Source organism: Cellulosimicrobium sp. NPDC057127 (assembly GCF_042670945.1).
In the GTDB taxonomy this organism is placed as follows: Bacteria; Actinomycetota; Actinomycetes; order Actinomycetales; family Cellulomonadaceae; genus Cellulosimicrobium.
The window spans coordinates 1-12,347 of sequence record NZ_JBHUUP010000005.1 but is presented as its reverse complement, the minus strand read 5'-3'; the positions used below and the strand labels follow the sequence as shown (position 1 = coordinate 12,347).

General features: G+C 75.6%; 14 protein-coding genes. 5 read left to right on the top strand and 9 right to left on the bottom strand.

The annotated features are described in order from the left end of the window. Window positions 1-46 precede the first annotated feature (46 nt). Entirely contained in the window at window positions 47-1,045 is a 999-nt protein-coding gene (locus ACFTZA_RS06285; protein WP_378191950.1) for a 1,4-dihydroxy-2-naphthoyl-CoA synthase, read from the top strand. A 63-nt stretch (window positions 1,046-1,108) separates the two neighbouring features. Here ACFTZA_RS06285 and ACFTZA_RS06280 read toward each other — a convergent pair whose 3' ends face one another. Together ACFTZA_RS06280 and ACFTZA_RS06275 are read right to left on the bottom strand one after the other, a co-directional pair. After that, window positions 1,109-1,351 carry a hypothetical protein gene (locus ACFTZA_RS06280; protein ID WP_378191948.1) on the bottom strand — a complete coding sequence of 81 codons (243 nt, stop codon included), beginning with the start codon at window positions 1,349-1,351 and terminating at the stop codon, window positions 1,109-1,111. Window positions 1,352-1,494: 143 nt separating this feature from the next. Next, complete coding sequence (locus ACFTZA_RS06275; RefSeq protein ID WP_378191946.1) at window positions 1,495-2,589, bottom strand: DUF3048 domain-containing protein; 1,095 nt, start codon at window positions 2,587-2,589, stop codon at window positions 1,495-1,497. 99 nt (window positions 2,590-2,688) lie between these two features. Here ACFTZA_RS06275 and ACFTZA_RS06270 point away from each other — a divergent pair, with 99 nt between their 5' ends. After that, window positions 2,689-3,948, top strand: coding sequence for an AMP-binding protein (locus ACFTZA_RS06270; RefSeq protein WP_378191944.1), 1,260 nt, complete (start codon window positions 2,689-2,691; stop codon window positions 3,946-3,948). 43 nt (window positions 3,949-3,991) lie between these two features. Then, window positions 3,992-4,861, top strand: coding sequence for a 1,4-dihydroxy-2-naphthoate polyprenyltransferase (locus tag ACFTZA_RS06265; protein ID WP_378191942.1), 870 nt, complete (start codon window positions 3,992-3,994; stop codon window positions 4,859-4,861). 53 nt (window positions 4,862-4,914) lie between these two features. On the opposite strand, the gene ACFTZA_RS06260 is transcribed toward ACFTZA_RS06265, so the two are convergent. Then, window positions 4,915-5,214 (bottom strand): DUF4229 domain-containing protein, encoded by a 300-nt coding sequence (locus tag ACFTZA_RS06260; protein WP_378191940.1) that lies wholly within the window; start codon window positions 5,212-5,214, stop codon window positions 4,915-4,917. 31 nt (window positions 5,215-5,245) lie between these two features. Here ACFTZA_RS06260 and ACFTZA_RS06255 point away from each other — a divergent pair, with 31 nt between their 5' ends. Then, window positions 5,246-5,749 carry a PLD nuclease N-terminal domain-containing protein gene (locus ACFTZA_RS06255; protein ID WP_378191938.1) on the top strand — a complete coding sequence of 168 codons (504 nt, stop codon included), beginning with the start codon at window positions 5,246-5,248 and terminating at the stop codon, window positions 5,747-5,749. 96 nt (window positions 5,750-5,845) lie between these two features. Here the strand turns inward: ACFTZA_RS06255 and ccsB are convergent, their stop codons facing one another. The 6 genes from ccsB to ACFTZA_RS06225 all read right to left on the bottom strand — a co-directional run bounded on the left by ccsB (window position 5,846) and on the right by ACFTZA_RS06225 (window position 11,495). Then, a complete protein-coding gene (gene ccsB / locus ACFTZA_RS06250) occupies window positions 5,846-6,880 on the bottom strand; it encodes a c-type cytochrome biogenesis protein CcsB (RefSeq protein WP_378191936.1) in 1,035 nt (344 codons plus the stop codon). Next, complete coding sequence (locus tag ACFTZA_RS06245) at window positions 6,877-8,673, bottom strand: cytochrome c biogenesis protein ResB (RefSeq protein WP_378191934.1); 1,797 nt, start codon at window positions 8,671-8,673, stop codon at window positions 6,877-6,879. The genes ccsB and ACFTZA_RS06245 overlap by 4 nt, the downstream gene beginning before the upstream one ends. Further along, a complete protein-coding gene (locus tag ACFTZA_RS06240) occupies window positions 8,673-9,494 on the bottom strand; it encodes a cytochrome c biogenesis CcdA family protein (protein WP_378192355.1) in 822 nt (273 codons plus the stop codon). Before ACFTZA_RS06240 ends, ACFTZA_RS06245 begins: the two co-directional genes overlap by 1 nt. Before the next feature lie 37 nt (window positions 9,495-9,531). Continuing rightward, the gene (locus tag ACFTZA_RS06235) at window positions 9,532-10,182 is read right to left on the bottom strand and encodes a TlpA family protein disulfide reductase (RefSeq protein WP_378191931.1); all 651 of its coding nucleotides are present in this window, start codon (window positions 10,180-10,182) and stop codon (window positions 9,532-9,534) included. Between the two features lie 106 nt (window positions 10,183-10,288). Further along, window positions 10,289-10,960, bottom strand: coding sequence for a histidine phosphatase family protein (locus ACFTZA_RS06230; protein WP_378191929.1), 672 nt, complete (start codon window positions 10,958-10,960; stop codon window positions 10,289-10,291). 28 nt (window positions 10,961-10,988) lie between these two features. Next, window positions 10,989-11,495, bottom strand: a complete 507-nt coding sequence (locus ACFTZA_RS06225) for a MarR family winged helix-turn-helix transcriptional regulator (RefSeq protein WP_378191927.1) — start codon at window positions 11,493-11,495, stop codon at window positions 10,989-10,991. Window positions 11,496-11,721: 226 nt separating this feature from the next. Between ACFTZA_RS06225 and ACFTZA_RS06220 the strand changes: the two genes are divergently transcribed. Continuing rightward, window positions 11,722-12,273 carry a YceI family protein gene (locus ACFTZA_RS06220; RefSeq protein ID WP_378191926.1) on the top strand — a complete coding sequence of 184 codons (552 nt, stop codon included), beginning with the start codon at window positions 11,722-11,724 and terminating at the stop codon, window positions 12,271-12,273. Window positions 12,274-12,347: the final 74 nt, after the last annotated feature.

Sequence of the window (12,347 nt, the reverse complement as noted above, 5' to 3'; positions counted from 1 at the left end):
GACCGTACCACTTGTTCCCGCACGTCCACCGGTTACCGTGGCGCACGTGAGCACCCCTCCTGACATCACGCCCGCCGCGCCGCTCCCCCGCCAGGTCTCCGAGACGTTCGACCCGCGCGCATGGCGCGACGTCCGCGGCTTCGAGGACCTCACGGACGTCACCTACCACCGGGGCGTGGAGCGCGACGACGCGGGGACGGTCGTGCGCCACCTGCCCGTGGTGCGCGTCGCCTTCGACCGTCCGGAGGTGCGCAACGCGTTCCGCCCGCACACCGTCGACGAGCTGCACCGCGTGCTCGACCACGCCCGCATGACGTCCGACGTCGGCACGGTCCTGCTCACGGGCAACGGCCCCTCGCCCAAGGACGGCGTCTGGGCGTTCTGCTCGGGTGGCGACCAGCGCATCCGCGGTCGCTCGGGCTACCAGTACACGACCGCTCCCGACGGCGGCGGGGACGTCCACACGCGCGACGCCGTCGACCCGGCGCGCGCGGGGCGGCTGCACATCCTCGAGGTGCAGCGCCTCATCCGGACGATGCCGAAGGTCGTCGTCGCGGTCGTCAACGGCTGGGCGGCGGGCGGCGGGCACTCGCTGCACGTCGTCGCGGACCTGTCGATCGCGAGCCGCGAGCACGCGCGGTTCAAGCAGACCGACGCGGACGTCGGCTCGTTCGACGGCGGGTACGGGTCCGCCTACCTCGCCCGGCAGGTCGGGCAGAAGCGCGCCCGCGAGATCTTCTTCCTCGCCCGCGAGTACTCGGCGCAGGACGCGTACGACTGGGGCGCGGTCAACGAGGTCGCGGACCACGCGGACCTCGAGCGTCTCGCGCTGGAGTACGCGCGCGTCATCGCCACGAAGTCGCCGCAGGCGGTCCGCATGCTCAAGTTCGCGTTCAACCTCGCCGACGACGGGCTCATGGGCCAGCAGGTGTTCGCGGGCGAGGCGACGCGGCTCGCGTACATGACGGACGAGGCCGTGGAAGGGCGCGACGCGTTCCTCGAGCGCCGCGACCCCGACTGGGGCCGGTTCGGCTACGCCTTCTGACGCGGCCTTCCGACGCAACCTCCTGGCACGCCCTCCGGCGCGGTCCTCGGACGCGCCGCGGGGTCAGGCGCCGACGAGGCCCGTGAGCATCTCGATGAGACCGCGGCCGACGAACGCGGCGGCGACGGCGAGCCCGAAGAGCAGGCCGACGGAGACCACCACGGGGACGGCGGAGCGGGCGACGCCCGGCTCGCGGTCGTCGCCGGCGCGCGGCGCGAACGACGGCGGAAGCGGGGCCTGGTCGGGGCCCTCACCGGGGGTGCGGGCCGAGGACGGGTGGACGGGGTGCGGGACGACGGTTGCCATGTCTCCACCGTGCCCGCGGGGAGGGTCCCGGCGCGTCGCCCTGGCGGACGCACCTGCACGGCCGCCGCTCCTCCCGCGGGTGGAGCGGGCGTACGCCCCGGGGCGGAGGGGCGCGCACCCGTCGGACGCCGAGCGGTCCGCCGTCAGCTCACCGACCAGCTCCCGCTGCCGGTCGGCACGAGCTCGATCCACGAGTTCCCGGGCTCGAGCCGCACGGGCTGCCCGTCGGCGCCGGTGAGCACGAGCGGGGCGTCGACGGCGGCCTTCGACCACGACACGGCGACGTGCTTGCCGCCCGAGGGCACGACGGCGTCCCCGGAACCCACGAGCTGCGTCTCCGGCACGGGTGCGCCGGCGGGGTCGCGGAACGGCGTGTTCACCATCGTCGCCGCGACGAGGACGACGTTCGTCGCGGCGAGGCGGTCGCCGTCGGCGGAGACGGCGGGCCGGTCGCCCTCGCTGCGCACGAACGCCCCCTGGTCCGCAGCCCAGTCCCAGACGGCGCGGCCCGAGTGCGTCAGCCGTACGTCGAGCCGACCCGCCGGGGCGCCCGCGACGGTCGCCGTCCCGGTACCGGCCTCGCGCGCGTGCTCGAGCTGCGCGGGCGGCGGCGAGGTGCGGTCGGCGTCCGCCTGCGCCCAGAAGGCCTCGAGCTCGCCGTAGACGTTGTGCGGCGCGCGGCGCTCGCGCGTGGTGACGAAGCCGTCGTCACCGTGGTCCATGACGACCGACTGCACGCCCGCCGCGCCGACCGCGTCGACGAACGGGGGCTGGCCGCCCGTGTACGCGAGGACGCCGTGCAGCGGCGCGACGATCGCCGGGTCCATCGGCCGCACCGACCGGACCGGGCCGACGAGCTCGGGGGCGCGCGAGTGGTAGACGGCGACGAAGCGCGTGATGCCGCCCTCGACGACCTCCTCCCACACCACGTCCGCGTCCTCCAGCCCGGTCTGCGGGCGGGCGGCCGGCGCGTTCTCGATCTTCACCGCGAGCGCCGGGCGCGCGGCGACCTCCTCGGTGGCGACGCCGGTGAGCGGCCAGACGACGGGCACGTCCGGCTCCGGGGGCCCGCCGCGCACGACCTCGGGCCCCGGCTGGACGGTCTCGGTCGCCGGCGCGAGCGGCGCTCCCCCGCACGCGCCGAGCGCGAGCGCCGCGACCAGCGCGAGAGCCCCTGCCACCGTCCGGGCGGGCGTCGCGCCCCGTCCTCGTCCACGCCCCGTGACCGTCGTCGTCACCGTCGCGCCTCCCTCGGCCACCGGACCTGCGCCGGCGGCGCGCGCCCTCGGCCCCCTGGCCGGTTCGGGCCACCCTATGCGGCGACCTAGGCTGATCCGGTGACCCGCGCCGTCGTCCCCACGGACCTGCGAGAGCTCGTCCGGGCCGTCGGCGCCGCGCTGGACGGCTCCGGGCCCCCCGTCGCCCCCGCCCCGGTGCTCGCTGCGGCGGAGCCCGACGAGGGCGTCGCGCTCGTGCTGCGCACGTCGGGGTCGACGGGCGCGGCGCGCGAGGTCGCGCTCTCGGCGTCGGCCCTGCGGGCGTCGGGCGAGGCGACGCACGCGCGTCTGGGCGGCCCCGGCCACTGGCTGATCACGCTCCCCGCGACGCACGTCGCGGGCGTCCAGGTGGTCGCCCGCGCCCACGCGGGCCACGGGCTCACGGCGGCACCCGGCGGGGAGCCCTTCACCGCCGCGGGGTTCGCGGCGCTCGTGCACCAGGCACCGCGCGGCGCGCGGCGCTACGTCTCGCTCGTCCCGACCCAGCTGCACCGCCTGGTCGCCGCGGCGGACGCCGGGGAGCCCGACGGGCTCGACGCCCTGTGCTCGCTCGACGCCGTCCTCCTCGGCGGGGCGGCCACGCCCGCGGCGCTCCTGCGCCGCGCGCGGGCGGCGGGGGCACCCGTCGTGACGACGTACGGCATGACGGAGACGTGCGGGGGGTGCGTGTACGACGGCGTCCCGCTCGCGGGCGTGCGCGCGCGGCTCGACCCCGGCTCGGGCGTCGTCGAGCTCGCCGGGCCCGTGCTCGCCGACGGGTACCTGGGCGACCCGGCCGCGACGGCGGCCGCGTTCCGCACCGACTCGAACGGCACCCGGTGGTTCCGCACGAGCGACCTCGGCCGGGTCGGGGTCTCGGAGGACGGCACGGACGACGACGTGGCCGCGGTGCTCGCCGCGGTGGACCGGGACGGCGTGGCGGAGGTCGACGAGCGCGGCCCCGGGCGGCTGACGGTGCTCGGGCGCGCGGACGACGTCGTCGTCACGGGCGGCGTCAACGTCTCGCCCGCGGCCGTCGAGGACGTGGTGGCCGGCGTCGAGGGCATCGGCGAGGTGTGCGTCGTCGGTGTCCCCGACGCGGAGTGGGGGGCGACCGTCGTCGCGGTCGTGACGCTCGTGGCGCCAGCCGTGGCACCGCCCGTGGTGCCGGCCGAGCTCGTCGAGGCCGTCCGACGTCGCGTCGCCGATAGGCTGGGCCGGGCGGCGGCACCGCGCCGCGTGGTCGCCGTCGAGGACCTCCCCCGGCGCGGGCCCGGCAAGGTGGACCGCGCCGCGGTGGCGCGGCTCGTCGCCGGGCTGGGGCCGGCCGAGGACGCGTGACGGCGTCGCCCCGCCCACCGATCTCCTGAGCGAACGGAGCACCATGGCCAGTCCCGCCGAGTGGGTCGCGGGGGCGCGACCCCGGACCCTGCCCGCCGCCGCGACGCCGGTGGTCGTCGGGTCCGGCGCGGCCGCGCACGTCGACGCGTTCGTCCTCCTGCCGGCCCTGCTCGCGCTCGGCGTCGCGCTCGCGCTGCAGGTGGGCGTGAACTACGCGAACGACTACTCCGACGGCATCCGCGGGACCGACCTCGACCGCGTCGGCCCGATGCGGCTCACGGCCTCGGGCGCGGCGCGCGCGGGGCAGGTGCGCACGGCGGCGTTCGCCGCGTTCGGCGTGGCGGCGGTGCTCGGCCTCGCGCTGTGCGCCGTGTCGGGCCACTGGTGGCTGGTCGCCGTCGGCGCGGTCGCGATCCTCGCGGGCTGGTACTACACCGGCGGGCGCAACCCCTACGGCTACCGGGGCCTCGGTGAGGTCGGCGTGTTCGTCTTCTTCGGGCTCGTCGCGACCGTCGGGACCACGTACACCCAGGCCGACGTGGTCACGTGGCCGTCTCTCGTGGGTGCGGTCGCCGTCGGGCTGCTGGCGTGCGCGATCCTCATGGTCAACAACCTGCGCGACATCCCCACCGACGTCGTCGCGGGCAAGCGCACCCTCGCGGTCCGGCTCGGCGACTGGCGGGCGCGCCGCGTGTACGTCGCGATGATCTGGCTGCCCCTCGCGCTCGCCGTGGTGTGCGCGTTCGCGTCGGCGTGGACGCTGCTCGTGCTCGTGCTGCTGCTGCCCGCGGTGCTGCTCGCGCTGCCCGTGCTCGCCGGGGCGCGCGGGCCCCTCCTCGTGCCGGTCCTCGCGGGGACGGGGATGTACGAGCTCGCGTACGGCGTGCTGCTGGGCGTGGGGCTGGCGCTCTGACCCCGCGCGTCTGAGGCCTCGCGCCCGAGGCCCCGCGCGACCGTCCTCGTCCGCTACCGCGCCGGAGGGGCGTCCGTCCCGTCGGCGGCGTCGACCGCGGCGTCCTCGGCCGCGGCGTCGTCCTCGACGGCGCGCGAGAAGCGCTCCTTGGTGCGGGCCCGGTGCTCGGCGCGCGCCGCGAGGTAGCGCGACGCCGCGTCGCGCGGTCCGCGCAGCGTCAGGTACGACAGCATGAGCGCGACCGCGGCGGCCACGAGGACGAGCAGCCAGCCGCGCAGGCCGACGAGCCACAGCGCGCCGAGCGCGACGCCGAACAGGAGCAGCCGCAGGACGGAGTAGACGACGAGAGGCACCCCTCCAGGGTACGGCGCTTAGGCTGGAGGGATGGCACGTGTGCTCCTGGTCCTGCTGGCCGTCGGTCTCGCGGTCTACGCCCTCGTCGACCTGGCCTCGAGCGACGAGGACGAGCGCGGCGGCATCCCCAAGTGGCTGTGGGTCGTCCTCATCGTCCTGCTGCCTTTCGTCGGGGCGATCGCGTGGATCCTCGTCAAGCGCTCGCAGCGCTCGGCCCCGCGGTACGGGGCCGGCGGGAGGCCCGGGTCCGGGCGTCCTGGTCCGGCGCGGCGCCGCCGCAGCGGGCCGGTCGCGCCCGACGACGACCCCGAGTTCCTCTGGCGCCTGGAGCAGGAGCAGCGCCGCCAGGGACGCGCCACGGGCCCCGGCGGCGGCACGGCGTCCGACCCCGGCCGCGCGACCGAGGACGGCGCACCGGGGACTGGCGCGGGCGGCGCAGGCCCCACGGACGACGACGGGCCGAGCACCGGGACGGACCCCGACGGCGACCAGAGCGGCACCAACCCGGGACACGACGGACCCGGGAGCCGCTGACCCACGTACGACGGCGAGAACGGGACCGGCCACCGGATCCGGGCGGATGCGGTGGCTGATCCCGTTCTCGACGAGCGCCCGGCGGGCGCGGCGTCGTCAGTCGCCCGGTTCGAGGCCGGAGTACGAGTGCTTGCCGTTGAACAGCAGGTTCACGCCGGTGAAGTTGAACAGCACGCACGCGTAGCCGACGAGCACGAAGTACGCGGCGCGGCGACCGGACCAGCCGCGCGTCGTCCGCGCGTGCAGGTACGCGGCGTAGACGATCCAGACGACGAAGCTCCAGACCTCCTTGGGGTCCCATCCCCAGTACCGGCCCCACGCGTCCTCGGCCCAGATCGCGCCGCCGATGATCGTGAACGTCCACAGGACGAACGCGACGGCGTTGAGGCGGAAGCTCAGCGCCTCGAGCTGGACCGGCCGAGGCGTGGTGTCGAGCCAGCGCCAGCCCCGGGCCCCGAGGACGGCGCTGCCGCCGTCGCGCGAGTCCCGCAGGAGCTGGAGCACCGACGTCACGAACGCGACAGTGAAGATCCCCGTCGCGACGATGGCGACGCCGACGTGGATGACGAGCCAGTAGTGCTGGAGCGCGGGCTGGACGCCCGTCGCGGCGACGAAGAAGGCGTTCTGCGCGACCACGAGGAACAGCACCGCGAGCGCCGTGACGAACGAGCCGAGGAAGCGCACGTCGCGCCGCAGCGAGACGCCGAGGAACACCGCGAGCGCGACGAGCGTGCCGACGAGCGTGAACTCGTACATGTTCGCCCACGGCGTCCGGCCGGCCGCGACGCCGCGCGTGACGATGGCGGCGAGCAGCAGCGCCGTTCCCAGCCACGTCAGCGAGACCCCGATGTTCGCGGCCTTCCGCGACACCGGCGCCGGGCCGGCCGCGGGCCCCGCCCCGTCGGCGTCCGCCGCGCCCGCCGCCGTGGGCGTCGCGGCACCGCCGGGCGCCGGTCCGGCGGCGACGAGAGCCTCGGTGCGCTCCGCCGCCGGCGCGATCGACTGCTGCGCGCGCTCCTCGTCACGACGGCCCGCGAGCCGCGACAGGTCGATCGCGAACGCCACGAGCGCGACGGTCAGCGCGGTCGCCGCCGCCCACACCAGGTCCTGGCTCAGCTCGGCCACGGTCATCGGTCAGCCTTTCGTGCGGAAGAGGTGAGGTCGCCCTCACCTGCTGATGGTGTCACGCCCGGGAGGGCCGCGAGAAGCGAGTCCACCTCACCCTGGAGCCCCGCGTCGTCGCCGCGGGCCAGGCCGGCGACGGCGACGACCGTGCGCCCGCGCGCGCCGTCGGGCCCGTCGCCCGGAACGGTCTCGCGCCACGCGCGCACCCACACGCGGCGGCGCGGGGTGAAGAGCGAGACGGCGAGCCCGCCGAGCGCGCCCAGGGCGAACACGAGGACCCACGTCAGCGACGGGTCGTGACGCAGGTCGAGGGCGACGTACCGGGGGACGGACTCGAACGTGATCGTGCCCAGGCCGTCGGGCAGGTCGACCGTCTCCCCCGGCGCGACGAGGACCTTCACGCGCTCGCCCTCGGCGTCGACCGAGGCCTCGAGGTCCTCGGTGTCGAGCCGGTAGACGTTCTGCGGCAGGCCCTCGTCGAGCCCGAGGTCGCCGCGGTACACCTCGAGCACGAGCAGCGGGTTGATCGGCTGCGGGTAGACCGAGCTCGCCGTCGTCCCGTCCGCGCTCAGCTCCGCGGTCGGCAGGAACGAGCCGACGAGCCCGATCTGGTCGAGCCCCGGCGAGACGTCGGGCACCTTGATGACACCCTGCGACGTGTACATCGTGTCCTCGGGCAGGAACGGCACCCGCCCGGAGAAGGCGACCTCCCCCTCCGCGTCGCGCACCGTGACCTCGGGCGCGAACCCGTTGCCCTGGAGGTAGATCTTCGCGCCACCCGCGGTGAGCGGGTGGTTGACCTTGATCGTCTCCTCGTGCGTCGTCCCGTCGGGGTCGCGCACCGTGACGAACGCCGTGAAGTCGCGCGACTGCGCGAACGCGACGGAGTCCGCGGCGAACTCCGCCTCGAAGCGGTCGAGCGTCATGGAGAACGGCACGAGGGACGACGGCCGGAACCAGGCGCCGTTCTCGAACGTGTCGTAGTCGACGACGGCGTTCGCGAACCCGCGGTCCTCCGTGACGATGGCCTGCCCCCGGTAGTGCAGGAGCTGGCCGAGGGCGACGGCGACGAGCAGCCCGAGCAGCGACAGGTGGAACAGGAGGTTGCCGGACTCGCGCACGTACCCGCGCTCGGCGGCGACCGTGCGGGCCGCCGGGCGGGCGGCACGCTGCCCGACGGCGGGCGTCGCGTCCTCGGTCGCGGTCTCGACCCGGAACGTCGGCAGCCCCCGCACGCGCCCGCGCAGGTGCGCCGCGGCGGCCGTGACCACCGCGTCGGGCGTCGCGTCGGTCACCGCCCGCCCCTGCGCGGGGAAGCGGTCGAACCGGCGCGGCGTGCGGGGCGGGCGGCTGCGCAGCGCCTGGAGGTGGGCGCGCGTCCGCGGCAGGATGCACCCGACGAGCGAGACGAACAGCAGCAGGTAGATCGCCGAGAACCACACCGACGCGTAGACGTCGAAGAACCCCAGGCGGTCGAGCCACTCCCCCGCCGTCGGGTTGTCCTGCAGGTAGCGCAGCACCGCCGCCGGGTCCTGCGGGCGCTGCGGCAGGACCGAGCCGGGCACCGCCGCCACGGCGAGCAGCATGAGCAGCATGAGCGCGACGCGCATGCTCGTGAGCTGGCGCCACGTCCAGCGCAGCGTGCCGACGAGCCCGAGCGCGGGCGCCGTCGGCCGGGACGGCGCAGCGGGCCCCGCGTCGGGAGCCCCCGCGTCGGCGGACCCCTCGGCGAACGCGTCGTCGATCCCCTCCGGGCGGTAGCGCGGGGAGACCTTCTCCTCGGTCCTCTCGTCAGCCATCACACCACCGTCACGAATCCGCCGATCCAGCCCTGCAGCGCACCCGTCCACGTGCCCCACAGACCGGTCACGAGCGCGAGGCCGATGACCACGAGCAGCCCGCCGCCCACGCGCATGATCGCGAGGCGGTGGCGCCGGAGGAACCCGAGCGTGCGCTGCGAGCCCTGCAGGCCCAGCGCGATGAGCAGGAAGGGCACGCCGAGCCCGAGGCAGTACGCGACGCCGAGCAGCGCCCCGCGTCCGGCCGACGCCTCGCTGAGCGAGAGCGCCTGCACGGCGACGAGGGTCGGGCCGAGGCACGGCGTCCAGCCGAGGCCGAAGACGACGCCGAGCAGCGGCGCGCCCCACAGGCCCGCGCGCGGGCTCAGGTGCAGGCGACGCTCGCGCTGCAGGAAGGGCACCGCACCCATGAAGGCCAGGCCCATGAGGACGACGACGACGCCGAGCACCCGCGTGAGGACGTCCTCCCAGCGCACGACGTACGCGCCGAACGCGCCCGCGGCGGCGGACAGCCCGACGAACACCACCGTGAACCCGGCGACGAACAGCCCGACGCCGGCGAGCACACGCCCCCGGCTCGGCGCGGCCGCCACGACGGCGGTCCCGCCGCCCCCTCCCGACGAGCGCCCTCCGCGCCCGGCACCGCCGCCCGCGTTCGCGGCGGCCATGCCGCTGACGTAGCCGACGTAGCCCGGCACGAGCGGCAGGACGCACGGCGACGCGAACGACACCAGGCCGGCCAGCAGCGCGACCGGGACGGCGAGCAGCAGCGACCCGTTCCAGGCGATCTGCGCGAACCGCTCGCCGACGTCGGCGGCCATGCCGACGTCGAGCACCGCGGAAGCGACGCCGAGCACGTCAGCCGCCCGCCGTGTCGTCGCCCGCGGCGTCCTCGGCGAGGACGTCGCCGACGAGCGCCTCGAGCGTCGAGCCCTCGACGAGCCCGATGACGCGGGCCGCGACCCGGCCCTCGCGGTCGAGCACCACCGTGGACGGCACCGCCTGGAGGGGCACGGTCCCGGACAGCTCGGCGACGACCTCGCCGCTGCGGTCGTCGATCGACGGGTAGGGCACCTCGAACGTGCGCTGGAACGCCAGCGCGGCGCCCGGCTCGTCCGTCGTGTTGATGCCGAGCACCTGGACGCCGTCGTCGGCCCGCTCCTCCGCGAGCGCCACGAGGTCGGGCGCCTCGGCCCGGCACGGCGCGCAGGCGGCGTACCAGGTGTTGAGCACGACGACGTCGCCCTGCCAGTCCTCAGTGTCGACCGTCCGGCCCTCGTAGTCGGTCCCGGACAGCGCGACGGGCTCGCCGCGGTCGCCGGCCTCCCACGTGCGCACCGACCCATCGCCCGAGACGTAGCCCTGCCCGACGACGTCGTCGCCCGACGTCGTCGCCCCCGACTCGGCGGTGCAGGCCGCGAGCGCGAGGCCGGTCGCCAGGGCGAGGCCTGCGGCGGCGAGGCGACGTGCGCGGGGGCGCACGGGCGCGCGCACGGGGTCGGGGGTCACGACGACATCACGGGTCGCACCCTGGCGCGCCAACCTGGGCGCGCCCTGAGAAGGACCACGGGCGAACCGGGCGAAAGGGGCGCTCGCCGCACCGGCATGGCGAACGTCACGCTCCTGAGACCTGAGACGCACCCGGGAGGAGGTCCGCCACGGGCTCCGTGTAGTGGACGGCGACGAGCCGGTCGTCCTCGAAGCGCAGGCTCGTGAGCGAGGCGAGCGCGCACTGGCGCTTGCGGGGGTCGTGCCACAGGTGGCGGTTCTCGAAGCTGAGCCGCGTGAGCCAGACCGGCAGCTGGTGGCTCACGAGGAGCGCCTCGCGACCGGCCGCCTTGCCGCGCGCGTCGGCGACGGCGGCGCGCATGCGGGCCACCTGCCGGACGTAGGGCTCGCCCCACGACGGCCGGAACGGGTTCCAGAGGAACCGCCAGTGCGCGGGATGGCGCAGCGACCCGTCGCCCACGCCGAAACGCATGCCCTCGAAGTGGTTCTCCGCCTCGAGCAGCCGCTCGTCCGTGCCCAGCTCGACCCCGAACGCCTCGGCCGCCGGCGTCGCCGTCTCCTGCGCACGCTGCAGCGGCGACGCGACGACGACCGCCAGGTCGGCGCGGGGGCGGGACGTGCCGTCAGGCCCGGGTTCGCCCGCCAGGTGCGCGGCGACGCGGCGCGCCATCTCCTGCCCGCGCTCGGACAGTCGGTAGCCGTTCAGCCGGCCGTAGAGGATGCCGTCGGGGTTGTGGACCTCGCCGTGACGCAGGAGGTGGACCGTGGTGGAGACCATGGGTACCAGTGTCGCGCACTCGGGGGCCTCAGATCTCGTGGTCCTCCCGGCACGCCCGCGCGACCACGGACATCGCCTCTCCCAGCGCCCGGAACTGCTCGGGCGTCAGGACGTCCACCATGAAGCGCCGCACCGCCGCCACGTGGGCGGGGGCCGCCTCGACGAGCGTGCGCTGCCCCGCCTCGGTCATGACGCAGTTCACGCCGCGGCGGTCGCCGGTGCTCGCGGACCGGCGCACGAGCCCCCGCGCCTCCATGCGCGCGACGGTGTGCGTCACGCGGCTGCGCGAGCGGGCCAGCCCCTCGGCGAGCGCGGACATGCGCAGCGTGTGGTCGGGGCTCTCGGAGAGCCGCACGAGCAGCTCGTACTCGTTGAGCGAGACGGTGGAGCGCTCCTCGTGCTCCCGGCTCATCGCCTCGACGAAACGGACGGTGCCCTCGAGGTACGCGCGCCACAGCTGCTGCTGGTCGGCGTCGAGCCAGCGCGGCTGGGCGCCGTCGGGAAGGAGCGGGCGGTCGGAGTGCTGCGTCGTCATGCTGTCCTCGGTCGGTCAGGGGTCGTCGCCGGGTGGGAGTCGGCCGGCGAGCGTCCGCAAGATTCTTCCACCTCCCCGGGAATAGACGGGGACGTGCCCGGAGTTGATACGCCCGAACGTGGTTGAAACTTCAACCAGCCGCCCGAGGCCTCGTCGCCGGGAGCGGCCGGGAGACGTTCGACCGAGCTCGACGACCACCAGACGACCCGATCAGAAGGAGCACCCCATGGCCACGCCGCTGCCCACCGGACTCACCACCGGCACCTACGCGCTCGACGCCTCGCACTCGCAGGCCGCGTTCACCGTCCGCCACGCCGGCATCTCGAAGGTCCGCGGCACGCTCGCGATCTCCGGCGGCTCCATCACCGTCGGCGACGACCTCGAGTCGACGTCCGTCACGGCCGAGCTCGACGCCGCGTCCGTGAGCACCGGCGACGACAACCGGGACAACCACCTGCGCAGCGCGGACTTCTGGGACGCGGAGAACAAGCCGACCTGGGCCTTCTCCTCGACGTCGATCACCACCGACGGCGACGACTACGTCGTCGCGGGCGACCTCACCATCAACGGCGTGACCAAGCCCGTCGAGCTCGCGACCGAGTTCGCCGGCACCGCGACCGACCCGTTCGGCAACCCGCGCGCCGGCTTCGAGGCGAGCACGCAGATCTCCCGCAAGGAGTTCGGGCTCACCTGGAACGCCGCGCTCGAGACCGGCGGCGTGCTCGTCGGCGACAAGATCACCATCACGCTCGACGTCTCGGCCATCAAGCAGGCCTGACGCAGCACCGCGCCGAGGCCGGCGCGGGTCGCCGCCCTCACGGACGACGCGAGAGGCCGCGTGCTCGGCGAGCA